The organism is Streptomyces sp. NPDC025806, from assembly GCF_055558275.1.
On the sequence record NZ_JBVHMU010000005.1, the window covers coordinates 201,774 to 225,002 of the forward strand.

Sequence of the window (23,229 nt, forward strand, 5' to 3'; positions counted from 1 at the left end):
CCGGGAGGCATCCGTGCGCCTGCGCACCGTACCCACGCTCCTGCTGTCCGCCGCTCTGACCGCCGGCGCCCTCGCCGCGACCGCCGCACCGGCGACCGCCGCGGATCAGTCCTTCGAGGACCGGCTGCGCGCGATACCCGGCGTGTCCGTCACCGGCGTGACGGACAAGGAGGGCTTCCCGCTCTACTCCCTGTCGATCACCCAGCCCGTCGACCACGACGACCCGGCGGCCGGCACCTTCCAGCAGCGCTTCACGCTCTGGCACAAGTCCGCCGACCGGCCCGTCGTCTTCTACACCGGCGGCTACGGGCTGTCCTCCTCTACCCGCGAACCCACCACGCTCCTCGACGCCAACCAGTTGAGCATGGAGCACCGCTTCTTCGGCCCGTCCGTCCCCGCCGGGGCCACACCCTGGAACAAGATGACCGTCCAGCAGGAGGCCGCCGACGAGCACGCCGTCGTCCAGGCCGTCAGACCGCTGTACGAGAAGACCTCGAAGTGGCTCGCGACGGGTGGCTCCAAGGGCGGCATGACCGCGACCTACCACTACCGCTTCTACCCGCGCGACTACGACGGCGTCGTCGCCTACGTCGCCCCGAACGACGCGAACAACGACGACGACAGCACCTACGAGCGCTTCTTCACGTCCGTCGGCACCCAGCAGTGCCGGGACGCACTCGCCGCCGTCCAGCGCGAGATGCTCGTCCGCCGCGACACCCTGCTCCCCAAGTTCGAGCAGACCGCGAAGGACGAGGGCTACACCTTCTCCGAGACGCTCGGCACCACCGACCGCGCCTACGAGTTCGCCGTCCTGGACCAGGTGTGGAACTTCTGGCAGTCCGGCACCGCCGCCGACTGCCCCACCGTCCCCGACGCGAAGACCGTCTCCGACGACGCGCTCTACACCTGGTCCCTCGGCCACGGCCTGTCCGTCTACGAGGACTCCACCCTCGGCGCCAACGGCAGCGGCCCCTACTACCGGCAGGCCGCCGCCCAGCTCGGCTGGGCCGACCTCAAGTTCAAGAACCTCCAGGGCGTGCGCCACTACCCGGACATCTACCAGCCCAACTCGGTCCTGCCCGAGGGCATGCGCACCACCTACGACGGCACCGCGATCAAGGGCGTCGACAAGTGGGTGCGCAACGACTCGCGGCGCATGCTCTTCGTGTACGGGCAGAACGACCCGTGGAGCGCCGAGCAGTTCACCCCGAGCGCCCACGACTCGTACAAGTACGTCGTGCCCGGCTCCAACCACGGCGCGCGGATCTCCGCCCTGCCGGCCGACCAGCGGGACGCCGCCACCGCGACGATCCGCCGGTGGGCCGGGAAGTAGGCCTGTCGCCGGAGCCCGGCGTCAGGCCTTGCGGGCCACGCCGCCGTACGCGTCGACCGCCGGCCCGCCGGCCGGCGCGGCGCCGGGCTCCGGCCGCCAGTCCGTGACCCGCACGACGCCGGGCTCCAGCAGCTCCAGGCCGTCGAACAGCGAGGTGAGCTCCGCGACCGAGCGCACGTGGTACGGCACCGCGCCGCTGTCCTTGTACGCCTCGGACGCGGCGATCATGCCCGGGCTCGTGGCCGTGCCGTCGCTGACGGCCAGGAAACTGCCCGGCGCGAGCCCGGCCATGAGCTCCTTGATCAGTCCCTGCGCCCGCTCGACCGGGTCGACGTGCCCCAGCGTGTTGAGGATCATCAGCGCGACCGGCCGCGACAGGTCGAGCGTGCTCGCGGCCTGCTTCAGGATCGTCGCCGGGTCGTAGAGGTCCGCGTCGAGATACGCCGTGGCGCCCTCGGGCGTGCTGGTCAGCAGGGCCCGCGCGTGGGTCAGGACCAGCGGGTCGTTGTCCACGTACACGATGCGCGCGTCCGGGGCCACGCTCTGCGCGACCTGGTGCGTGTTGTCCCCGGTCGGCAGCCCCGTACCGATGTCCAGGAACTGCCGCACCCCCTGCTCGACCGCCAGATGGCGCACCACGCGGCCCAGGAAGTACCGGCTGGTGCGGGCCACGTCGACGAGCCCGGGGAATATCTCCTTGATCTGGTCACCGACCTGCCGGTCCACCTCGTAGTGGTCCTTGCCGCCCACGAAGTAGTTCCAGAAGCGGGCCGAATGCGGCGTCGTGGTGTCGATGCGGCTGCGCAGCTCGGACGCGGCGGCGTATCCGGAACCCTGGTCCGACATGAAGTGCCTCCTCAAACACGGGTGTTCGAGCCAGTCAATCATCAACTCCCGTCACGCACGCGGGCCCACGGGAACGTCCAGCGGCCGGGCCAGACCCGTGATGCCCTCGTCGAGGCGCTGCAGATGGCGCAGCACGCGGAACGTCACGGTGTTCGCGGCCGGTACGCCGAGACCGTCCGTCTCCAGCATCGCCGCGATGCTCGCGCCCGACTCCACGCGGCCGCTCTTGTCGGCCTCGGTGACGTGCGCGACCAGCACGTCGATGTTGTGCGCGATGCGCCGCGCCGCACGCCCGAGCCGGGGATCGGCCCCGACCCGCTTGCTGTAGGGCACGAGCTCGGCCGTCGCCGCGAGGGAACGCGCGTGGTACGCCGAGGTCTCCAGCAGGGCCACCAGATAGCGGGCCGTCTGACGGCGCTCGCGCAGCGGCGTGATCGGATGCGTCAGCGGCTGGGTGGACGCCCGCAGGTCGTCGAGCGCCGTGTCCAGGTCCCGCGCCTTGTCGAGGAGGTCGGCCGCGGGTCCGCCGCTGAGCTGTTCGACCGCGCCCGCCACCACGTCGCCGAGCCGCTCCAGGACCGTCGCCAGCTGCTCGTCCGTCCGGCTGTCGGTGCGCACCGGGAGCACCAGCATCGCGGCGACGATGCCGCAGGCCGCGCCGAGCGCCGTCTCCTCGATGCGCAGCACGAGCACGTCGACGCTGTACGTGTTGAGCAGGGTGTAGAGCAGCCCGAGCATCGCCGTCACGAAGAACGACATCAGCGCGTACGAGAGCGGGGCGGTGAAGAACATGGCGAACACGCAGAGCAGGACGAGCCCGAACGCGATCCACGTGTGGTGGCCGACCGCGCCCGCGAGCCCCACACCGGCGAGGACGCCGAGCACCGTGCCGAGCAGCCGCCGGTAGCCCTTGACCACGATCTCGCCCGTGGACGCGGTGTTCAGGAACACGACCCAACAGGTGAGCACCGCCCAGTACCAGCGCTGGGCGGACAGGAACTCGCCGCCGACGATGGCGAGCGAGGAGCCCACCGCGACCTGGAACGCGGCGCGGGTCGTCGGGCGGCGCAGCCCCGACGGCTCCTCCTCCGTCTCCTCGGCGATCTCCTTCTCCACCGAGATCGACACGTCCTCCGCGTCGAACTCCTCGCGCGAACGCGTCGTCGCGGGGGAGTCGTCCGACTCGTCCTGCGGTCCGTCCAGCGCGAGCCGCAGACCGAGCACGGCGCGGGCCGCCTCACCGATGCCGCGGAACACGTCCTGCACGGCGAGCGTGGCACCCGGCGGGATGCGCTCCTCGTCGCGGTAGCCGAGCAGCCGGTTGCGGATCTGGGCGACGGCCGCGCCCCGGTTGGACTCCGCGGGGCGGATCACCATCAGGTGGAGGGCGCCCAGATCGCGGCGCAGCGTCGCCGTCGCCTCGTCCTCGCGGCGCAGCAGCCGCCCGGTCGCCGGTACCGGCGCGCCCGGCAGGTGCAGGGTCAGGGTGTCGGCGCGGTCCGCGCTGCGGGCGTTCAGAAGCAGCATCCCGAGCCGTTCGGCCGCGACCTCCGCGTCCGCGACACGGCGCTGGACGAGCGCGGCGGCCGCCTCGTCGCGGGTGCCGTCCTCCAGGCGGCCCTGGATCATCAGCGCCGACTCGTGCAGCCGGGCCGTGTGCCGGCGCAAGTCGTCCAGGACGTCGTCGAGCTCCTCGGGCGGCGCGTCCAGCAGCCGCGTCTGCGCCGTGACCAGTTGTCCGAGCCGGGCCCGGAACGCCTCGCGCAGTCGGCCGAGCACCTGCTGCGGGGTCTCCGGCACCAGCGCGAACCGCGCCACGGCACTGCACGCGAAGGCGATGGCCAGGACCCCGTACAGGGGCGGCAGTTGGCTCGTGCCCGCGCCGACGAACAGGGACACGAAGTACACCTGGAAGCCGATCAGGCCGAGCGCGGTGCCCCGGTCGCCGAAGCGCCGGGAGTAGACCGCGCCGAAGATCAGCGCGATGAAGAAGAGGTCGCCCGCCACGACGCGGTGGTTGAGGACGGCGCCCAGGGATATCGCGACGAGCGCGACCGGCAGCCCGAGCGCGAGCGTGACGGCCTGTCCGCGGACGGTCTTCTCCCGGATCGCGAACGTGCTCACCATCGCGGTCATGGCGCCCACGACCATCTGCGTCACGCTCATGCCGATGATCGCGAGCACGGCGAGCGCGAGACCGATCGCGGCGACGGTCCGCAGTCCCGCCATCAGCCGGAGCAGACCGGGGTCGGACGCCACGAAGCGGTCCCAGGTTCCCTTGAGGGTCGGCCGTCGCGCCACCGTGTCACTCCAAGATCGATCCGTCGTGCCGCCTCCGAGCATACGAGCCCACGGAAGCGGCTCCGACGTGCGGCCGTTCGGTCGGAACCGGCCGGGACGCGCCCGCCGGTTGCGGCCGACCGGCGCGGTCGCATCGGACGATCAGCACATGATCGATGTAGTGGTGATGCTGAGTGGAGTCGTGGGAGTCGCCCTGCTCGCCGAGGCAGTGTGGGCGATGCGGCGCAGCGTTCAGGAAGGGGGTGACACGACCGCGGTCGTGGCCAAGGGCGTCAGCATCGCGCTGGCCGCCTCACTGTGCGGTGCGCTCGGCCTGGCCGCCGTGCTCTTCTTCGCCGTCCCGCACTAACTCGTCTCCTCGACCGCCTTCAGGACGGCCGCCACGAGCGGTCCCGACGACTCGCCGCCCCGGCCGCCGCGCTGCATCACCGCGGCGGCGGCGAGGTCGCCGTGCCAGGCGGCGAACCAGCCGTTGGGGTCCTCCTGTCCGACGACCTCCGCGGAGCCGGTCTTCGCGCCGATGTCCCCGGAGAGTCCGGCCATGGACCCGGCGGCCGAGCCGGAGGTCGCTGTCGTGTGCAGCAGGTCCCGCAGCCGTCGGTGGGCCGTTCGGTCGAGGGTGCGCGTGGCCTTCGCGAGCGCGCGGTGGTCGACGGACGGCGCGACGAGGTACGGCTGGCGGAACGTGCCGGTGCGCGCGGTGGAGATCACCGACGCCATCGTCAGCGGGTTCATCCGCACCTCGCCCTGGCCGATCAGCGCGGCGGCCTTCGACGCGGCGTGCTGCACCGGCACCGACCCGTCGAACGCGTCGACCCCGACCGACCAGCGGGCACCGATGCCGAACACCTCACGGGCCTGGCGGGGCAGATCGTCGTCCGCGAGCTTGCCGGCCTGCGTGATGAACGCGGTGTTGCAGGAGGCCGCGAAGTCGGCGCGGAAGGTGCCGCCCGGGATCTCGAAGTCGTCCACGTTGTGGAAGGTCCAGCCGCCGTACGAGGCGTTCTTCGGGCACGGGTGCGGCGCGTCCGGTGTCGCCAGCTTCTTCTCCAGGAGCAGCGATGCCGTGATCATCTTCATCGTGGACCCGGGCGCGAGCCGACCCTCCAGCGCGGTGTTCGGCCCGTCGGTCCGGGAGTTGGCGACCGCGAGCACCTCGCCGGTCGAGGGCTTCAGGACGACGATCGAGGCGTCGGAGCGCTTGGCCACCTCTTCCTCGGCCGCCTTCTGCACCTGCGGGTCGATCGTGGTGCGCACCGTCCCGGGCCGCCCCTCGGCGACCTTGAGCAGCGTCTCACCGGCGGGCGGCTCGGCGTCCCCACCCGCCCCGCCGACCGGCACCACCCGCAGTTCGAGCCCGGGCCGCCCACCCACGGCCTTGCCGTACGTCCGGCCGAGCCCGGCGACCACCGGCGCGAGCGAGGGGAAGTCCCCGGTGTCGAGCGCCTTGCCGTCGCGGTCCGTCGCGCTCACCGGTGCGGGGCCCGTGTCCCGCACCGAGAGGCGCTCGCCCTGGTCCAGCCGAGGATGCAGCACCGACGGCGCCCAGCGCACGACCGCCTTCCCGTCCCCGGCCCGCCGCACCACCGTCAGCGCGTCCTCGTAACGGAGCGGCGCCCGCGCCCCGTCGTAGCGGAACTCGGCGCGCACCGCGTAGGGGACCCGGGTGCCGCGCGCCGTGCCGGGCCGGATGGTGACCGGGGTGAGGCGCGCCCCGTCGAGGTACTCGCGCAGCGCGGCCTTCGCGGCCTTCTCGTCGTCGGTGCGGGACGCGGCGCGTCCGGCGTCCCCATCGGCCCACGCGTCCAGGAACCCGGCGGCGGCCGAGCGGACCTCGGAGGCGGACAGCGGACCGGTGCGGGGCGCCGCCTCACCGGGCGTCACCACCGCCCAGGCCACCGTGCCCGCCCCGGCGACGGCGAGCGCCGCCGCTCCCGCGAGCCATGCCTTCCTGCGCCTGGTGTGCCGCTCGCCGCCCACGGGCCCTCCGACCTCGTCGTTCCACACCCCCTGGGCCCTCACCGTAGGCAGGCCCAAGGGGCGTGTCCCTGTCGGACTGCGCCGTTCAGGTCAGCGCAGGCCCAGCGCGCCCAGGGTCAGGTCGGCCATCGCCGCCTCGCCCCGCGCGTTGGGGTGCACGGGCACGAAGTTGGTGCCGAACAGCGCGGGCTCCACCCAGCGGGTGCCGCTCGACTGGCACGCGTCGTGCCCCTCGGAGGCCGTGCCCAGGTCGACGTACGTGGACCCGGTCTCGGCGGCGGCCCTGCGCACCGCCTCGTTCAGGTGCGTCTGGATGTCCCGCACGTACGAGACGTCGCCGGAGGCGATCGGCATCTTCAGGAAGCAGCCCGCCTGGGCCTTCGCCGGCATGATCCACGGGTAGCCGAGCACCGCGACCCGTGCCTTCGGTGCCTTGTTGCGCACCGCCTCCAGCGCCGCCTTCACCGCCGGGTACGTCTTGCCGTCGATGTCCTTGGCGAAGCTGTCGCCGTACAGGGTGCGGCACGGATCGCCCTGACCGGCCGTCGCGATCCCGGCGGAGGCGCAGGCCAGGATCGTGTTGATGAACGTGTTGTTGTCGTTGCCGCCGATGGTCAGCGTCACCAGCCGGGTGTCGTCCGACAGCGCGTCCAGCTGCGGGGCCACACCCGGGTACTGGGACCCGGCGAAGTCCTTGGTCTGCGCGCCGCCGCAGGTCACGTCCTTGAGCGCGGCTCCGGTCCGCGTGGCGATCACGTGCGGGTAGTTCGCCGTGGACCGGGCGCACAGCGGGCTTGCCGAGGGGTCCAGGGGCAGCACCCCGGACGCGGCGCTGTAGCTGTCGCCGAGGGCGACGTAGGGGAGGGGCTGCCCGGTGGCATGGGCCGGCCCGCCGAGGGTGACGAGGGCTGCGCCGGCCGTGGCCGCCACGGCCGCGACACGGCCGCCGAACGCGCGGATCGCCATCTGAACTCCTTCGAATGCGGCTCGGCCCAAGGCCAAGTTCCGTGTGAGAACAGGGGGTTCCAGCGCGCTGAAGTTGAAGCTACCGACGAGTTCGAAAACGAGTCAATAGGCGTGCACGGACATGACAAATGGGCGGGCGGGGCCGATGAGGCCCCGGCCGCCCATCAGGGGGTGCGACAGCTCAGCGCACGTGCTCTCCGGGCGCGGGGCGGGCGAAGTCGAGGACGTTCTCGGCGGTGCGCTCGGTCTCCCGGGCCGCCGAACGGACGTCGGCGAGCACGTCGCCCTGCTCGTCCACGAGCTGGTCGTAGATGGGGGCAGGGGAGCTGGAGGGTGCGGGCACGGTGTGAACTCCTGTTGGTGTGGATCTTCAGGTCCCCTGGGGCGGGGGACGAGAGGGGGACAGACAGGGACCTTATGCGGGCGCGCGGGCCCGCGCGCGAGCGGGGGTCCATTACTGACGAGTTGTCCAGGAAGCCGTGCGAGACTCGGAACATGCTGATCAGGGATGCCCGCGCGGACGACTGGGAGCGCGTCTGGCCCTTCTGGCGGCGGATCGTCGCCGCCGGCGAGACGTACACCTGGGACCGCGACACCGGTGAGCCCGAGGCCCGCGCGCTGTGGACCGGGCCGGGCCGGCGGGTGTTCGTGGTGGAGGACGACGCCGGGACGGTCGTCGCCTCCGCGTACGTGAAGGCCAACTACGGAGGGCCCGCCGCGGACGTCGCGAACGCCGGATTCATGGTGGACCCCGCGCGGTCCGGCCACGGCTACGGGCGCGCCCTCGCCGAGCGCGTCCTGGCCGAGGCGAAGGCGGACGGGTTCCGGGCGATGGTCTTCAACGCGGTCGTCGAGACGAACCCGGCCGTCCGTCTGTGGACCTCGCTGGGCTTCACCGTTCTGGGCACGGTCCCGGACGCGTTCGACCACCCGCGTCACGGACGGGTCGGGCTGCACGTGATGCACCGGGTGCTCTGAAGTCCCCGGGCGCTCAATGGCCGGCGAGCAGCTTCACCGCGACCACGCCCATGCCGATCACCGCGTTGAGCGCGCCCACGACCAGGGCGCCCAGCGGGCCCGCGCCCGTGCGCAGGCCGCCCGCGCAGCCCCAGGCCGCCAGGGACGCCACCTCACTGCCGACCGCGATCCACAGCGCCGTCGTCAGGTGCAGGGCGCCCAGGGCGGACAGACCGATCAGCAGGAGCGGCCCGGCGGCACTCGTCAGCAGGGGGCTGGAGACGAAAAGTGTGTGCCGGATCTCCGTGAACCGGGGCATCCGGCCGTGCGCCACCGGATGGGCCTGCATGTCGGCGACCAGTGTGGCGAGCCACAGGCCGAGCGCGGTGACGCCGACCGAGGCCGCCGCGCCGAGGTGGGAGGCGTGTCCGTTCTGGGCGAGGCCCACCAGTACGGCCAGCAGCGTCAGTGACGCGTAGATGCGCTCCTTGAGCCGCTCGCGCAGTACGTCGGCCCGCTCCTGCGCCGCGATCTGAGGCGCGATCTGAGGCGCCGTCCCCTCGGTCATGTCCGCAATCTAGGACGGCTGTGCCCCGCGCCCGCAAGTTACTCAACCGTAACCGCTGCGACGCTACCGGCGGTAACCCCCGGGCCGATAGCGTCCGGCGACGCGCGAGGAGCCGGTGGCATCGGCCCCCCGCGCCTGTCGGCCTGCCCGCCTTCCGGCCCGTACCCAGGAGGTCCGCCTTGCCCGCCCCCACCCGTCTGCTGGCCGCGGCCGTCACCGCCGCCGCCTGCCTCGGCGCCCAGGCCCTGCCCGCCGCTGCCGCGTCCGGCGCGACCGGGGAGGTCTCGCGCGGGGTCCCGATCCCCGCGTTCTACGACCCGCCCGCCGAACTCCCCGCCGCCGACGGCGCCGTGATCCGCACCGAGCCGCTGCCGCTCGCCCTCAGCCTGCCGACCCTGCACGGCCCGCTGCCCGGGACCGCGACCCGGCTCATGTACAAGACCACCGACGCCTCCGGGCGGCCGGCCGCCGTCACCGGCGCCTACATCGAGCCCGCCGCCCGGTGGCGCGGCACGGGTCCCCGCCCGCTCGTCGCGCTCGCCCCCGGCACCATGGGGCAGGGCGACCAGTGCGCGGCCTCGATGGGTCTGGAGCACCCGCTGCGCCTCAACGGGCAGACCGTGTCCGTCGGTTACGAGGACCTCGCGATCTACCGGCTGCTCGCCAAGGGCGTCGCCGTCGTCGTCACCGACTACATCGGCCTGGGCGCCACCGACCGGCTGCACACCTATGTCAACCGGCTCGATGAGGCGCACGCCGTGCTCGACGCGGTCCGTGCCGCCCGCTCCCTGAAGCAGGCCACGGTCACGGAGGGCTCACCCGTGGGCCTGTTCGGCTACAGCCAGGGCGGCGGTGCCACCGCGGCCGCCGCCGAACTCCAGCCCGCGTACGCCCCGGACGTCCGGCTCTCCGGCACGTACGCGGGGGCCCCGCCCGCCGACCTCACCGAGACGACCAAGGCGATCGACGGCACCGACCTCGTCGGCGCGCTCGGCTGGTCGCTCAACGGCTTCCTCCAGTCGGACCCCGAACTGAGGCCGATCGCCGAAGCTCACCTCGGCGCCCAGGGCAAGGCCGCCCTGAAAGACCTGTCGACGATGTGCGTCGGCGACGCGATCTTCTCCTACTCGTCGCAGCGCAGCTCCTCGTGGACGAACGACGGGAGGTCCCTCGCGCAGATCATCGAGGCCGAACCGCGGCTCCAGGTCTTCCTGGCCGAGCAACGCATCGGCAAGCTGCGGCCCGCGAGCCCGGTGCGGGTCGCGACCGGGGTGAGCGACGACCTCGTCCCGCACGGCCAGGCGCGGCAGCTGGCCGTCGACTGGTGCGGGCGCGGTGCCCAGGTCACGTACAAGCCCGTGGTGCTGCCGGACGTGGGCCGGGCGCTGATCAACCACTTCGCGCCGCTCCTGACCGACCAGGGGCCCGCGGTCGACTGGCTCACCGACCGGATCGCCGGGAAGCCCGCGGGGACGAACTGCTCGACGCTGCCCTGGAAGCCCTGACCTCCGGAAATTCGGCGGAGTCCGGGGTGGGTCCTGTGTCAGCATGACCGGGTTTTCCGCCCCGCTCCGCCGATCGAAGGGACCTGCCGCCGTGGCCCGTTCCGTCACGCTCATCCGTTCCGACGCCCTGTCCGACGTCGCCGAGTACGCCTACGCCGCGACGGCTCCGGCCGAGGCGCGGCTCGTGTTCCTCGCCGGTTCCTGCCCGCTGGACGACGGCGGCTCGACCGTGGCCGTCGGTGACTACGCGGGCCAGGCGGCGCGCTGCGTCGCGAACCTGCGGACCGCGCTCGCCGCCGCGGACGCGACGCTGGAGGACGTCATCAGCACCCGTGTCCTGGTCGCCACGACGCGGCAGGAGGATCTCGTGACCGCGTGGCAGGTCGTACGGGACTCCTTCGGCGATCACGACGTGCCCAGCACGCTGATGGGCGTCACGGTGCTGGGCTACCACGACCAGTTGGTGGAGGTGGAGGCCGTCGCGGCCGTCGTCGACGGCGCCGAGGGCTGACCCTGTTCCCTTTTTGGTCTCCTTGACGAAAAAGACTCCCCGATTTAGAGTCATGCTGACTCGAACGAGGGGAGCCTTTCGTCATGGCCGACATCACCAAGCGCTTCGGCTGGCGCCATCTGCGGGGCACGCCGACCGCCCACATCCGTCACCACCGCGGTGGCCGGCTCGCCCACGACGGCGCGGGCGTGAGCTTCTGGTTCCGCCCGCTCGTCGCCGCGCTCTCCGAAGTGCCGGTCGACGACCGGGAACTGGCGATGACCTTCCACGGACGTACCGCCGACTTCCAGGACATCGCCGTCCAGGCCACGCTCACGTACCGGATCGCCGACCCGGCCGTCGCCGCCGAGCACCTCGACTTCTCCGTCGACCCGGACACCGGCGTCTGGCGCGGCGCCCCGCTGGAGCAGCTCTCCACCCTTCTGACGGAGAGCGCCCAGCAGCACGCGCTCGACGTCCTCGCGCGCACCCCGCTGGAGACGGCCGTGACCGACGGCGTCACAGCCGTACGGGAGCGGGTCGCGGCCGGGCTCGCCGCCGAACCCCGGCTGCCCGCCTCCGGGATCGAGGTCGTCGCCGTCCGCGTCATGGCGCTGCGCCCCGAGCCCGAGGTCGAGCGCGCGCTGCGCACCCCGGCCCGCGAGCGGATCCAGCAGGAGGCCGACCGGGCCACGTACGAACGCCGGGCCGTGGCCGTCGAGCGCGAGCGGACCATCGCCGAGAACGAACTGGCCAGCCGGATCGAACTCGCCCGCCGGGAGGAGCAGCTCGTCGAGCAGCGCGGCACCAACGCCCGCCGCGAGGCCGAGGAGCAGGCCGCCGCCGACGCCGTGCGCGCCACGGCGGAGGCCGAGCGTTCCGTCCGGCTGGCCCGCGCCGAGGCCGAGGGCGCCCGTGAGATCGGCGAGGCCCGCGCCCAGGCGCAGGCGGCGTGGCTGCGGGTGCACGCCGACACCGACGCGGCCACCCTGCACGCGCTCACCGGCACCCGGCTCGCCGAGAACCTGCCGCGCATCGACAGCCTCACCGTGTCCCCGGACGTGCTGACCGGGCTGCTGGCGAAGCTCGGCGCCGGGCAGGGTGCGAACGGCGGCCGGTCGGCATGAGCCTCGCCCCGCGCGCCGTCCTCGTTCATCGCACCACCGAGTACGAGGAGCTGGTCGCCCACCACGGGACACACGGCCAGGCCGCGTTCTTTCTGGCCGGACGGGGACGTGCCATCGAGGAGATCGCCGAGCGGCACCACCGGGCGCACCGGGCGCTCGCCGAGGCGGCCGCGGCCGTACCGCTGAACTGGCGCCAGGCCCGGGTGGAGCGGGCCGACCTGGACCGCTTCCTGTTCGCGCCGGAGGACGTCGTGGTGGTCGTCGGTCAGGACGGGCTCGTGGCCAACGCGGCGAAGTACGTGGCCGGGCGGCCCGTGGTGGGCGTGGACGCCGAGCCGGGCCGCAATCCGGGCGTGCTCGTCCGGCACCGGCCCGCCGACGTGTCGCGGCTGCTGCCCGCCGCGCTCGCGTCCGGGGCCGGGGTGGACGAGCTGACCATGGTCGAGGCCGTCACGGACGACGGTCAGCGCCTGGTCGCGCTCAACGAGATCTACGTGGGCTCCGCCGGTCATCAGACCGCCCGCTACCGCCTGGGCCTCGAGGACGACGGGGGTGTCGTCGAGGCCCAGGCCTCCTCCGGAGTGCTGGTCGGCACCGGAACGGGGGCCACGGGATGGATCCGCTCGGTGTGGCAGGAGCGCGGCGGCGGGCTCGCGCTGCCGGCGCCGACCGACGACCGCCTCCTGTGGTACGTCCGCGAGGCCTGGCCCTCGCCGGCCACCGGGACGAGCCTGAACGGGGGCGAACTGCGGGCCGCCGCCCGGCTGAGCCTGACCGTCGAGTCCGAGCGGCTCGTCGCCTTCGGCGACGGCGTGGAGAGCGACGCGCTCGGCCTGACCTGGGGTCAGACCGTCCGGGTGGGCCGCTGCGCGGACCGGCTCAGGCTGCTCGTCTGAACGGGGTTCACCAGGTCAGCGGATAGCGCACCGGGTGGGCGCCGATGCGGCCGGGGAGCAGGCCGATGGCGACGAGGAGGGCGGTGCCGAGCGCCAGCAGGGGGAGGAACGGCAGTGGGTGCGGCGCCTGGAGCACCACGATCACCGTGGTGGCCACGGCGGGGGAGTGCGAGGTGTGGGTGAGCATCATCGCGCCGAGCGAAAGACCGGCGGCGACGGCCGCGGCCCAGCCGTTGCTCCCCATGACGGCGAGCGTCCCGAAGCCTATGGCGGCGGAGAGCAGCTGGCCGCAGATGATGTTGCGCGGCTGTGAGATCGGCAGACCGGGCGCGCCGTGCACCAGCGCGGCGCTCGCCGCCAGCGGCGGTATGAGCAGCGGCTGGTGGAGCAGGCCCCGACCCCGACGAGCACGAGCAGGGCGCCGATCGCGAAGGCGGTGGTCCGCAGGACGTGCAGGGGGTGCGGACGAGGCGCGGCGGGCGGGGGTGGCGTGGGCATGCGGGACTCCGGTCGGGCGGCTGGGGTCCCGCGATCATAAACAAAACGTTGAATGAGGGTTCAAGTATCCGCATGGTGGTCAGCGCGCTCCTCCCGGGCGCGCCGCCTGCTAGCGGGCCGCGCGCAGGACCTCCAGCGCCCGGTCCGCGTGCGCGCTCATCCGGAACTCGCTGCGCACGACCTCCAGGACGCGGCGGTCCGTGCCGATCACGAACGTCGCCCGCTTCGTGGGCAGCGGACCGAAGCCGCGCGCCGCGCCGAACTGCCCGCGCACCACGCCCTCCGGGTCGGAGAGCAGCGGGAAGCCCAGCGTGTGGCGCCCCGCGAACTCGGCCTGCCGCTCGACCGCGTCGGAGCTGACCCCGACCGGCCGGGCGCCCACCTCGGCGAACTCGGCCGCCAGATCGCGGAAGTGGCAGGCCTCGGCGGTGCAGCCCGGCGTCAGCGCGGCCGGGTAGAAGAACAGCACGACCGGCCCGTCCGCCAGCAGCGAGGAGAGCGAGGTCGGCGTCCCGGTCGCGTCGGGCAGCTCGAAGTCCGGGACGACGGAACCGACTTGGATCCGGTTGGCTGTGGGCACGGCACACTCCACGGTTCGGGGGTCGGGCGCGGTTCTACGGGGACGAGCGCGATCGTACTCGCCGGTACGGGTAGGGATCGGGCGCGGGGCCCGCAGGGCCCGGGGCGCTTCGCCCCTCGCCTTCCCCCTCGCTTCACGTCGATGTCGGATTCCTGCCGGAACCACGCCCCGCCCCGGTGCTTGACTCCTCGTATGACGACCACCCCGCACGACGAGCTCGCCCGCCGCTTCCGCGCCCTGCATACCGCCTCCCGTCCGCTCGCCCTCGCCAACGCCTGGGACGTCGCCTCCGCCCGCGTCGTCGAGGCCGCCGGAGCGCCCGCGATCGCCACCACGAGCGCCGGGGTCGCCTGGTCGCTCGGCCGCCCGGACGGGGACGCGCTGAACCGCGAGGACGCCCTCGGCGCGATCCGCCGCGTCACCGCCGCCGTCACCGTCCCGGTCACCGTGGACATCGAGAGCGGGTACGGCGCCGACCCCGCCGAGGTCGGCGCGACCGTGCGCCAGGTGCTCGCGGCCGGAGCCGTCGGCATCAACATCGAGGACGGCACGCGTCCGCCCGCCGAACTCGCCGCACGGATCCGCGCGGCCCGCGCCGCCGCCGACGCGGAAGGCCTCGACCTGTTCGTCAACGCCCGGGTCGACACGTACCTCTTCGGACTCGGCGCGGAGGCGGACCGGCTCGCCGACACCCTGGACCGGGCCCGGCAGTACGTGGACGCGGGCGCCGACGGCGTCTTCGTCCCCGGAGTCGTCGACCTCGACGTCCTCACCACCCTCGCGGCGAAGATTTCCGTACCGCTCAACGCCATGGCGGGGCCGGGCGCCCCCACCGTCACCGCACTGGGCCGGGCCGGTGTGGCCAGGGTCAGTCTCGGCTCGGGCGTCGCGCAGGCCGCCTACACGGCCGCTCGCCGGGCCACGCTCGAACTGCTCGGCACCGGCGGCTACGGACCGCTCGCCGACGCCCTCGACTTCGGCGACCTGAACGCCCTGCTCACGGCAGGGCCCGCCGCGGGCGCCCGCGGCGCCGAGGGGTAGCGTTCCGGCGGGGGCGCCGGCCGTGCCGGGCCCTGGACGACGCGGTGCGCGGGAGGGAGCCGGTGATGGTGGAGTGGCGATGGATGAGCCGAGGCGCCCGCCAGGTCCCCGACCCCTGGGCGACTCCGCTGATCTGGACCGTCGCCTACGCGGGCGCGTTCGCTCTGGTCGTCCTCCTCGACGTGTGCGGGATGCTCGACCGCACCGGCGTCGCACTCGTCACCGTGTCCCTGCTCGCCGCCCTGCTGGGCAGCCGGGGCCGCCTCGCCGCGGCCCCGGGCACCGCCCTCCTGTGCTGGATCTGCCTCAACGTCCTGGGCACCGAACCCGCGGGCGAACTCTCCTGGGCCGGCCACCGCGACCCGGGCTGGATGGCCTGCCTCCTGACGGCCACGGTCCTCGGCACGGTCACGGCCCGCGTCCTCCACGCGCGCGCCGCCTACCACCGCCTCTCCCCGCCGGACGACCCGAACTGACGGTGCGGGCGCGGGCATGTGGATCCGCCACATATGCGCTCGGGTCGTCCGAGGTGCCGTACTACGCTGCTCCTCCATGATCAGCAGCAGGGAAGACGGCTACACGCTCTCCACCGACCCGGCGCGGGTCGACCTCGACCTCGTGCACCACTGGCTCTCCACCGACGCCTTCTGGGCCCTCGGCCGAAGCCGCGAGAAGGTCGAGACGGCGGCACGGAACTCGGTGAACCTCACCGTCCACGACGCCGCCGGAGCCCAGGTCGCGTACGCCCGGGTCGTCACCGACCACGCGACCTTCGTCTGGCTCTGCGACGTCTACGTCAGCCCCGCGCACCGCGGCGTCGGTCTCGGCACCTGGCTCGCCCGGGCGGTGCGCGATCATCTCGAACCGTGCGGCCTGAAACGCGTGCTGCTCAGCACACGCGACGCCCACGCGGTCTACGCCCGGGCCGGGTTCGTCCCCTACCCCGATCCGGACGGCCTCATGGTCCTCACGCCGTGACGGAGGCTCAGACGCGCACGCCTTGACGGGAGACGGCCCGACCTGCACCGTTGGCCGGGGCTGCGTTCCGGTCGAGGGGGAGACGTGAACAGACGACTGCTCGGTGCGTGCACGGTGATGTCGGCGCTGGCGGTGGTCGGAGGCCTGGTCGCGCCCGCCGCGTCCGCGCCCCGCGCCGACGGCGACCGGGGCCTGCCGCTCGGCGCGCCCGGCCTGACCGAGACCCGGACCACCCGGACGCTCCAACCCGGCGTCACCCTCACCCGCATCGTGCGCGGCGCCGACGCCCCCGCACTGCCGTGGACCGTGGAGGTCTCCATCCCCGGCGGCCCGGGCTCACCTGACCCCGACGCCCCGCCCAGCGCGCTCAACGACCGGGCCAGCGCCGACCGGTTGGTGACCGCGCTGCGCGCGGACGGCTTCGACGCGCGCACCGAAGAGGTCGTCACCGAGGCGGTCGCCGACTACGCGGGCGGCAGCCTCGGCCGGCGCGTCCGCGTCGGGACCTTCGACGCCCGGACCGACGCCGACGCCGTACGCACCCGGCTGCGCGCCGCCGGCTACACGGGCTCCACCGTCTACACCGGCTGGGACGGGGACGCGGACGACCGGGGGCCCTGGCGCGTCGACGTCCTCACCATCGACCCGCATCGCTTCCGCGGCTCGCTGAAGGCCTCGTACGGACCCGATCTGGAGCAGCGCGAGACGACCAGCCGGCTGGCCGCCGACGCCGGGGCGAGCGCCGCCGTGAACGCGGGCTTCTTCGTCCTCGACCCGCGCGCGGGCGCACCCGGCGATCCCGCCGGCATCGGCGTCTACGACGGGCGGCTGCTGAGCGAACCGGTGCGCGGACGCCCCGGGTTCGTGTTCCGCGAGGACGCCCGGCGCGGCGAGATCAGCCGCCTGTCCTGGCAGGGCCGGGTGGCCGGCCCGCACGGCTCGCTCCCGCTGGACGGCGTCGACCGCGTCCCCGGCCTGATCCGCAACTGCGGCGGCACCGCCGACGACACCCCCACGGCGCTCCCGCTGCACGACGTCACCTGCGCCGACCCGGACGAACTCGTCGCGTTCACCCCCGAGTTCGGCGCCCGCACCCCGGCCGGTGACGGGGCGGAGGCGGTCCTGGACGCGACCGGCGAGGTCATCGAGGTGCGGACGCCGCGCGGTGGACCGCTCCCGGCCGGCGGCAGTTCGGTCCAGGCCACCGGAGACCTCGTGGACGACCTGGAGGGGCTCGCGACCGTGGGGCGGCGCCTCGCGGTGCGCGGCGATCTGCGCGACGAGGACGGCCGCAAGCTCACGCCCACCCCGGGCACGAGCGTGCTCAACGGCGGACCCGAACTCGTCCGGGGCGGACGCCCGCACGTCACCCCCGCGGCCGACGGCATGGTCCAGCCCGGCAACCCGAGCTTCTACTACGGCTGGGTCCACAAGCGGAACCCGCGCACCCTCGCCGGGATCGACGCCGCCGGACGCACCGTCCTCGTCACCGCCGACGGCCGGTCGACCGACGCGCTCGGACTGTCGATTCCCGAGAGCGCCGCCGTGGCCCGGAGCCTCGGCCTGCGCGACGCCGTGAACCTCGACGGGGGCGGCTCGACCACGATGGTCGTGGACGACGCGGTGATCAACAAACCGTCCGACGCGACCGGTGAACGGCCGGTGGGAGACGCCCTGTTGATCCTGCCCTGAGCGGGAGCACCGCGCCCGGCGCCGCCCGAGTCGTCCGACTATCCGTGGATTGCGTCCATCGTGTGAACCTCGGCCGGCGCCGCAACCGCGCGGCGCCCCGAGCGCCTCTCGGAGGGGGACAGGAACGGCTCACCCCACCGAGGAGAGCGGCATGCAGACGATCACGACGCACCCCGACGACCTGCTGATGTACGACGCCCCGCCGGCCGGCGACTGGCTCCTGCCCCCGCCGAACCCGGCCGACCGGCTGCCCTGCCACGTCGACCCGCGCGACCTGCGCCGCCTCGACCTGCACGCCCTGCTCACCGCGGCCGGGGTCGCCCCCTCGCCCGGCGACACCGAGGCGATCGAACGACTCAGCGCCCTGCCCGACACCGTGCATCACGCGCTGCGCCGCTGGCTCGGGACCTGCGGCCGGTGCGGGTCCACGACCTGAGCGCCGCCCCCGCCCGTGACGTCAGCCGCGTCGGATACAGGCTGTACGCGGCGAGCGGTCTGACCTCCACCGAGCACACGACGCCGATGCCCCCGTCCTCGTCCCCGCCCGGGCCCGTCCCCGGCCCCAGATGGGTGCGCAGCAGCTCCAGCACCTTCGCCGACAGCCGCGCGAGCGTCCCCTCGCTGCGCCCGGGCAGCAGCGCCACCTCCACGTGCGCGACCGGGGTGTCCTCGTCCTCGCTCCCCATCACGTACGTCTCCGTGGCCGCGCGGAAGAAGACCTTGCACGTCCCCTGGGAGCCCGCGGCCTCCACCACCAGCGCGTGCAGCGCGGCGGCGAAGGCCCGCCGGTCGAAGGTGCCGGCGAGCCCCGGCGAGTAGTCGACGGTGACGTGAGGCACGGCGCCTCCAGGGCAGGTGCACAGGGCGGAAAAATAAGTTCAGAATGCAACTACAGCGTCTGTCACCTTAACCCCCCGCGCCGTCCGGGGCAGAATCGCGGCGACGTGCCGACGACGTAGGGGGAGGGCGGGGCGGATGCCCGAGAAGGAGATCGCCGGGGCGCGGCGGGAACTGCGCCGCTCGGTGGAGGAGTTGGCCCGGCACATGGAGCGGTTCGCGTCCGAGCTGGTTCCCGGAGCCGCGCCCGGCCTCACCGGCTTCGACCACCTGTGGACCGACGACCCCTGGACACCGGACGGCCGTTACCAGGCCCTGTCCGGGCGCCTTCCGCGCCCGGCGGAGGCACTCGGGCCGGACTCCGGGCTCCCGGAACGGGCCCGTGCCGTCCTGGCGGCGGCGGGCTGGACGACCGGGACCGGAGCGGGGGAACGCGAGAGCGTCCGGACGCGGTACGACGCGATCGTCTCCGGGGCCCGGGACGGCTTCGAGATCCAGTTCCGGCTGTCCGCCCGGGCCGTCGACCTCTACGGCCGCACCCCCGTGACCCGGCTGTACACCTGGGTGAGCCCCGAACCCGTCGTCACCACGCGGACCGTGAGCCCGGGGCACGAGCTGTGCCCCGAGTGCGAGGGGCTCGGCGGGTGCCCCACCTGCGAGGGCCGCATCGTCTTCCTGCGCAGCGGCTCCTACACCGGCTACCGCTCCGGCTGCCCGGACTGCCACGGCGACAACGTGTGCCTGGTGTGCCGGGGTGCGGGTCAGCGGCCGCGGCGGTCCGGCTGAGCGCGGTCAGGCGTCGTCACGCGGGCGAGCCGCCGGCCCCGGAGGTCCCGGGGCCGGCGGCTCGCCTGTGCGTACTGGTGGTGGCGGATCAGGCGCCGCTCGCGTCCAGCATCTCGTCGCGCTCGACGATCTTCACGCGCTCGCGGCCCTGCGGCTCGCCGAGCGCCTTCTCGGCGGCGTCGAGCTTGTACCAGCCCTCCCACGTCGTGTAGCGCACGCCGCGCTCCCCGAGGAAGGCCTCGACGGCCTCGGGGGCCGGGGTGGACGGCGTCTGGAGGCGGCCCTCGGCGTGGTCCTCGAGCAGGTTGGCGATCGTCTCGTTGGCGTCGCCCTTGGTGTGCCCGATCAGGCCCACGGGACCGCGTCGGATCCAGCCGGTGACGTACGTCGACGACAGGTGCGTGCCGCCCTCCTCGATGACACGGCCACCCTCGTCGGGCACGGTGCCGGTGGTGACGTCCCAGGGGAGCTTGGGCAGCTCGTCGGAGAGGTAGCCGACGGCGCGGTAGACGGACGTGATGTCCCAGTCGGTCGTGCGGCCCGTGCCCTTGACGTTGCCCGTGCCGTCCAGCTCGGTGCGCTCGGTGCGCAGGCCGACGACCTTGCCGTCCTCGCCGAGGATCTCGACCGGCGACTCGAAGAAGTGCAGGAAGAGCTTGTGCGGGCGGTCGCCGACGTCGCGGATCGCCCAGTTCTCCAGCGTCTTGGCGACCATGTCGGTCTGCTTGTTCTTGCGGCGCTCCGCGATCGAGCCCTCGTCGTAGTCGATGTCCTCGGGGTTGACGATGACCTCGATGGTGGGGGAGTGGTCCAGCTCGCGCAGCTCCATGGGGCTGAACTTGGCCTGGGCCGGTCCGCGGCGGCCGAAGACGTGGATCTCCACGGCCTTGTTGGCCTTGAGCCCGTCGTGGACGTTGGCCGGGATCTCGGTCGGCAGCAGCTCCTCGGCGGTCTTCGCGAGGATGCGGGCGACGTCGAGGGCGACGTTGCCGACGCCGAGGACGGCGACCTTCTCGGCCGACAGGTCCCAGGTGCGGGGCACGTCCGGGTGGCCGTCGTACCAGGAGGCGAAGTCGGCGGCGCCGAAGGAGCCGTCCAGGCCGACGCCGGGGATCTTCAGCTCGCGGTCGAACATGGCGCCGGTCGAGAAGACCACGGCGTCGTAGAACGCACGCAGATCGTCCAGGTGGATGTCGGCGCCGTAGTTCACGTTGCCGAAGAGGCGGACCTGCGGCTTGTCGAGGACCTGGTGGAGAGCGGTGACGATGCCCTTGATGCGGGGGTGGTCGGGGGCGACGCCGTAGCGGATCAGGCCGAAGGGGGCCGGCATGCGCTCGAAGAGGTCGATGGACACCCCCGGCTCGGCGGCCGCGGCGGACTTGAGCAGCGCGTCTGCGGCGTAGATGCCGGCGGGGCCGGCTCCGACGACGGCGACCCTCAGGGGGCGGGGCATGTTCAGGTTCCCTTCGAGTGGTCCAGGGGGTACTCGAAGAGATCTTAAAGTAAGGCAAGCCTTAGTTGGCAGGCGGGTCCGGTCTATGGGGTCATAAGGGAAGGTTATGAGATGCCATAGCCTGGCTTGGGTGCCTGCGGGCTTCGGGCATAGACCGTACGGTGCCGCTGTTGGACACGTCCGGGCGGGGCTGAAGGTCAGCCGTGCCACGTAGTACAGGGAGCGTCGCATGACCAAGGAAACCGAGAAGGCCGTACTGGCGGGCGGCTGCTTCTGGGGGATGCAGGACCTGATCCGGAAGCTGCCCGGAGTGCTGTCCACTCGCGTCGGCTACACCGGCGGTGACACTCCGAACGCGACGTACCGCAACCACGGCGATCACGCCGAGGCCATCGAGATCGTCTACGACCCGTCGGCCACCACCTACCGTGACCTGCTGGAGTTCTTCTTCCAGATCCACGACCCGAGCACCCGCGACCGCCAGGGCAACGACCTGGGCCGCAGCTACCGCTCCGCGATCTACTTCGCGGACGACGCGCAGCGCGCGACCGCCGTCGACACCATCGCCGACGTGGACGCCAGTGGCCTGTGGCCCGGCAAGGTCGTCACCGAGGTCGAGCCGCTCGGTGACTTCTGGGAGGCCGAGCCCGAGCACCAGGACTACCTGGAGCGCTACCCCGACGGATACACCTGCCACTTCCCGCGCCCGAACTGGAAGCTGCCCCGGCGCGCGGAGGCCTGAGAGAAAATCACGTGACCGGGTCGGCGGGGCGCGTTACCGTCGACTCATGAACGTCATCCACCGCAGCATCACCGCGACCGCGCGAGCGACCAGCTCGCCGGTTGCCGCCGCCTGACGTTCCACCTTCCACCGGCGACCGGACACGGTCCGCCGGTGTTTCTCTGTGGTGCTCCTCTGGCGCTTCCACCCTGTGACGATCGCGGCCCGCCGTCCGGCGCCTCCGCCTCGACGCGACGACCCCACGGTCACGCGGACGCACAGGAGACACCCCATGAACAGTGAGACCACGAAGACGAGCACCGGTACGAGCGTCGATCCGGGCACGAGCCCAGGATCCGGCATCGACACCGACACGGTCGTACGGACCTTCGTCGAGTACTTCGAGGACCGCGGACACCGCCGCATCACCGGCTCGACCCTGCTTCCCCCGCCCGGCGACCCGGTGCTGTTCACCACCTCGGGCATGCATCCGCTCACCCCGTACCTGGAGGGGCGCCCGCATCCCCTCGGCCGGCGCCTGGTGAACGTCCAGCGCTGTCTGCGCACCACCGACCTCGACGAGGTCGGCGACCGCACCCACCTCACCGTCTTCGAGATGCTCGGCAGCTGGTCGCTCGGCGACTACGAGGGCCGGCAGAGCCTCGAATGGGGCTACGACCTGCTCACCGAGGGCTTCGGCGTCGACCCCGGCCGGCTGCACGCCACCGTCTTCGGCGGCGACGAACAGGTCGGCCCGGACACGGACTCCCTCGAACTCTGGCAGGAGCGCGGCGTGCCCGTGGAGCTCACCGTCGACGACAACTGGTGGTCCAACGGCCCGGTCGGCCCCTGCGGCCCCGACTCCGAGATCTTCCTGTGGACCGGCGACACCCCGCCACACTCCACGCCCACCCAGGACGACCGGTGGGTCGAGATCTGGAACCACGTGATGATGCGGCACCGCCGCCTCGACGACGGCTCCCTCGTCCCGCTGCCGCAGCGCAACATCGACACCGGTCTCGGTCTGGAGCGCCTCACGACCCTGCTGCAGGGCCGGAGCTCCGTGTTCGAGTGCGACGTCTTCGATCCGTGGCGCCGACTGGTCCCGACGCTGTGGCCGCTCGACGAGTCCGACCTGCGCCTCGTCTGCGACCACCTGCGCTCCGCCGTCGTCATCCTCGGCGACGGCGTCCGCCCCTCCCACACAGGCCGCGGCTACGTGCTGCGCCGGCTGCTGCGCCGCACGCTCACCGTCCTGTGGCGCGACGACCCCTCGCGCAGCCTGGGCGACCTGCCCGCCGAGCTGGTCCGGCACACCCAGGACCACTTCCGCCAGGACGGCGGCCCGGAGCCCGACGCCGTACGGCAGTTGCTGGCCGACGAGGAGCGGCGCTTCCGCCGGCTGCTCGAGCGCGGACGGCGCGTCCTGGCCCGGCCGCGCTTCCAGGGGCCGCTGGACGAGGAGGACTTCCGGTACCTCCACGACACGCACGGCCTGCCCCGCGACCTGGTGGTGAGCCTGCGCGACCGGTGAGCCTCAGGTGTGGATGTCGTGAAGATCGTGGAGGCCAAGTGAGTGACAGGGGGCGATTCTGGCGGTGTGTCGCCCCTTAACGGTCGATTTGTCTGCTCATCCTTTCATGTGAAGAACCATCAGACATGGAGGTGGTACGG

Annotated in this window: 25 protein-coding genes; 15 read left to right on the plus strand and 10 right to left on the minus strand. The window is 73.1% G+C overall.

What is annotated here, in order from left to right; translation table 11 throughout:
• Positions 1–13 precede the first annotated feature (13 nt).
• A complete protein-coding gene (locus ACZ4E1_RS13645; protein ID WP_467538933.1) occupies positions 14–1,333 on the plus strand; it encodes a S28 family serine protease in 1,320 nt (439 codons plus the stop codon).
• Positions 1,334–1,354: 21 nt separating this feature from the next.
• Here ACZ4E1_RS13645 and ACZ4E1_RS13650 read toward each other — a convergent pair whose 3' ends face one another.
• Positions 1,355–2,179, minus strand: coding sequence for an SAM-dependent methyltransferase (locus ACZ4E1_RS13650; RefSeq protein WP_467538935.1), 825 nt, complete (start codon positions 2,177–2,179; stop codon positions 1,355–1,357).
• 51 nt (positions 2,180–2,230) lie between these two features.
• Positions 2,231–4,408 (minus strand): FUSC family protein, encoded by a 2,178-nt coding sequence (locus tag ACZ4E1_RS13655; protein WP_467539593.1) that lies wholly within the window; start codon positions 4,406–4,408, stop codon positions 2,231–2,233.
• Positions 4,409–4,628: 220 nt separating this feature from the next.
• Here ACZ4E1_RS13655 and ACZ4E1_RS13660 point away from each other — a divergent pair, with 220 nt between their 5' ends.
• A complete protein-coding gene (locus ACZ4E1_RS13660) occupies positions 4,629–4,829 on the plus strand; it encodes a hypothetical protein (RefSeq protein ID WP_188335215.1) in 201 nt (66 codons plus the stop codon).
• On the opposite strand, the gene ACZ4E1_RS13665 is transcribed toward ACZ4E1_RS13660, so the two are convergent.
• The 3 genes from ACZ4E1_RS13665 to ACZ4E1_RS13675 form a co-directional block, all read right to left on the minus strand.
• Complete coding sequence (locus tag ACZ4E1_RS13665) at positions 4,826–6,487, minus strand: penicillin-binding transpeptidase domain-containing protein (RefSeq protein WP_467538937.1); 1,662 nt, start codon at positions 6,485–6,487, stop codon at positions 4,826–4,828. The two genes, ACZ4E1_RS13660 and ACZ4E1_RS13665, sit on opposite strands and share 4 nt — an antisense overlap.
• Before the next feature lie 63 nt (positions 6,488–6,550).
• Positions 6,551–7,426: an SGNH/GDSL hydrolase family protein gene (locus tag ACZ4E1_RS13670; RefSeq protein WP_467538939.1), complete on the minus strand. Its 876-nt coding sequence runs from the start codon at positions 7,424–7,426 to the stop codon at positions 6,551–6,553.
• 181 nt (positions 7,427–7,607) lie between these two features.
• Positions 7,608–7,769 carry a hypothetical protein gene (locus tag ACZ4E1_RS13675; protein WP_399123837.1) on the minus strand — a complete coding sequence of 54 codons (162 nt, stop codon included), beginning with the start codon at positions 7,767–7,769 and terminating at the stop codon, positions 7,608–7,610.
• Positions 7,770–7,921: 152 nt separating this feature from the next.
• Between ACZ4E1_RS13675 and ACZ4E1_RS13680 the strand changes: the two genes are divergently transcribed.
• The gene (locus ACZ4E1_RS13680) at positions 7,922–8,404 is read left to right on the plus strand and encodes a GNAT family N-acetyltransferase (RefSeq protein ID WP_467538944.1); all 483 of its coding nucleotides are present in this window, start codon (positions 7,922–7,924) and stop codon (positions 8,402–8,404) included.
• Positions 8,405–8,417: 13 nt separating this feature from the next.
• Here ACZ4E1_RS13680 and ACZ4E1_RS13685 read toward each other — a convergent pair whose 3' ends face one another.
• Positions 8,418–8,951 carry a hypothetical protein gene (locus tag ACZ4E1_RS13685; protein WP_467538946.1) on the minus strand — a complete coding sequence of 178 codons (534 nt, stop codon included), beginning with the start codon at positions 8,949–8,951 and terminating at the stop codon, positions 8,418–8,420.
• A 179-nt stretch (positions 8,952–9,130) separates the two neighbouring features.
• Here ACZ4E1_RS13685 and ACZ4E1_RS13690 point away from each other — a divergent pair, with 179 nt between their 5' ends.
• The 4 genes from ACZ4E1_RS13690 (at position 9,131) to ACZ4E1_RS13705 (ending at position 12,969) form a co-directional block, all read left to right on the plus strand.
• Positions 9,131–10,456 (plus strand): lipase family protein, encoded by a 1,326-nt coding sequence (locus tag ACZ4E1_RS13690; RefSeq protein ID WP_467538948.1) that lies wholly within the window; start codon positions 9,131–9,133, stop codon positions 10,454–10,456.
• Positions 10,457–10,499: 43 nt separating this feature from the next.
• On the plus strand, positions 10,500–10,967 hold the full coding sequence (locus ACZ4E1_RS13695; RefSeq protein ID WP_467538950.1) for a RidA family protein: 468 nt from the start codon (positions 10,500–10,502) through the stop codon (positions 10,965–10,967).
• Between the two features lie 83 nt (positions 10,968–11,050).
• Positions 11,051–12,073 (plus strand): SPFH domain-containing protein, encoded by a 1,023-nt coding sequence (locus tag ACZ4E1_RS13700; protein ID WP_467538953.1) that lies wholly within the window; start codon positions 11,051–11,053, stop codon positions 12,071–12,073.
• A complete protein-coding gene (locus tag ACZ4E1_RS13705; RefSeq protein ID WP_467538955.1) occupies positions 12,070–12,969 on the plus strand; it encodes an NAD(+)/NADH kinase in 900 nt (299 codons plus the stop codon). The genes ACZ4E1_RS13700 and ACZ4E1_RS13705 overlap by 4 nt, the downstream gene beginning before the upstream one ends.
• Positions 12,970–12,976: 7 nt before the next feature.
• Here ACZ4E1_RS13705 and ACZ4E1_RS13710 read toward each other — a convergent pair whose 3' ends face one another.
• Together ACZ4E1_RS13710 and ACZ4E1_RS13715 are read right to left on the minus strand one after the other, a co-directional pair.
• On the minus strand, positions 12,977–13,309 hold the full coding sequence (locus ACZ4E1_RS13710) for an HPP family protein (RefSeq protein ID WP_467538957.1): 333 nt from the start codon (positions 13,307–13,309) through the stop codon (positions 12,977–12,979).
• A gap of 267 nt (positions 13,310–13,576) precedes the next feature.
• Complete coding sequence (locus ACZ4E1_RS13715) at positions 13,577–14,047, minus strand: peroxiredoxin (RefSeq protein ID WP_467538959.1); 471 nt, start codon at positions 14,045–14,047, stop codon at positions 13,577–13,579.
• Between the two features lie 192 nt (positions 14,048–14,239).
• Between ACZ4E1_RS13715 and ACZ4E1_RS13720 the strand changes: the two genes are divergently transcribed.
• The 5 genes from ACZ4E1_RS13720 to ACZ4E1_RS13740 all read left to right on the plus strand — a co-directional run bounded on the left by ACZ4E1_RS13720 (position 14,240) and on the right by ACZ4E1_RS13740 (position 18,194).
• Complete coding sequence (locus ACZ4E1_RS13720) at positions 14,240–15,088, plus strand: isocitrate lyase/PEP mutase family protein (RefSeq protein ID WP_467538961.1); 849 nt, start codon at positions 14,240–14,242, stop codon at positions 15,086–15,088.
• Between the two features lie 65 nt (positions 15,089–15,153).
• The gene (locus tag ACZ4E1_RS13725) at positions 15,154–15,564 is read left to right on the plus strand and encodes a hypothetical protein (RefSeq protein WP_467538963.1); all 411 of its coding nucleotides are present in this window, start codon (positions 15,154–15,156) and stop codon (positions 15,562–15,564) included.
• A 76-nt stretch (positions 15,565–15,640) separates the two neighbouring features.
• Complete coding sequence (locus ACZ4E1_RS13730) at positions 15,641–16,066, plus strand: GNAT family N-acetyltransferase (protein WP_467538965.1); 426 nt, start codon at positions 15,641–15,643, stop codon at positions 16,064–16,066.
• Between the two features lie 84 nt (positions 16,067–16,150).
• Positions 16,151–17,758, plus strand: coding sequence for a phosphodiester glycosidase family protein (locus ACZ4E1_RS13735; RefSeq protein ID WP_467538968.1), 1,608 nt, complete (start codon positions 16,151–16,153; stop codon positions 17,756–17,758).
• Positions 17,759–17,909: 151 nt separating this feature from the next.
• A complete protein-coding gene (locus tag ACZ4E1_RS13740; RefSeq protein ID WP_467538972.1) occupies positions 17,910–18,194 on the plus strand; it encodes a hypothetical protein in 285 nt (94 codons plus the stop codon).
• On the opposite strand, the gene ACZ4E1_RS13745 is transcribed toward ACZ4E1_RS13740, so the two are convergent.
• Complete coding sequence (locus ACZ4E1_RS13745; protein ID WP_467538974.1) at positions 18,115–18,597, minus strand: 5-carboxymethyl-2-hydroxymuconate Delta-isomerase; 483 nt, start codon at positions 18,595–18,597, stop codon at positions 18,115–18,117. The genes ACZ4E1_RS13740 and ACZ4E1_RS13745 overlap by 80 nt on opposite strands.
• Before the next feature lie 136 nt (positions 18,598–18,733).
• Here ACZ4E1_RS13745 and ACZ4E1_RS13750 point away from each other — a divergent pair, with 136 nt between their 5' ends.
• Complete coding sequence (locus ACZ4E1_RS13750) at positions 18,734–19,381, plus strand: DnaJ-like cysteine-rich domain-containing protein (RefSeq protein WP_467538976.1); 648 nt, start codon at positions 18,734–18,736, stop codon at positions 19,379–19,381.
• Between the two features lie 88 nt (positions 19,382–19,469).
• Here the strand turns inward: ACZ4E1_RS13750 and ACZ4E1_RS13755 are convergent, their stop codons facing one another.
• Positions 19,470–20,834: an FAD-dependent oxidoreductase gene (locus tag ACZ4E1_RS13755; RefSeq protein WP_467538978.1), complete on the minus strand. Its 1,365-nt coding sequence runs from the start codon at positions 20,832–20,834 to the stop codon at positions 19,470–19,472.
• 229 nt (positions 20,835–21,063) lie between these two features.
• Here ACZ4E1_RS13755 and msrA point away from each other — a divergent pair, with 229 nt between their 5' ends.
• The gene (gene msrA / locus ACZ4E1_RS13760) at positions 21,064–21,576 is read left to right on the plus strand and encodes a peptide-methionine (S)-S-oxide reductase MsrA (protein ID WP_467538980.1); all 513 of its coding nucleotides are present in this window, start codon (positions 21,064–21,066) and stop codon (positions 21,574–21,576) included.
• Positions 21,577–21,916: 340 nt separating this feature from the next.
• Positions 21,917–23,089: an alanine--tRNA ligase-related protein gene (locus ACZ4E1_RS13765; RefSeq protein WP_467539594.1), complete on the plus strand. Its 1,173-nt coding sequence runs from the start codon at positions 21,917–21,919 to the stop codon at positions 23,087–23,089.
• The last annotated feature ends 140 nt before the right edge of the window (positions 23,090–23,229 follow it).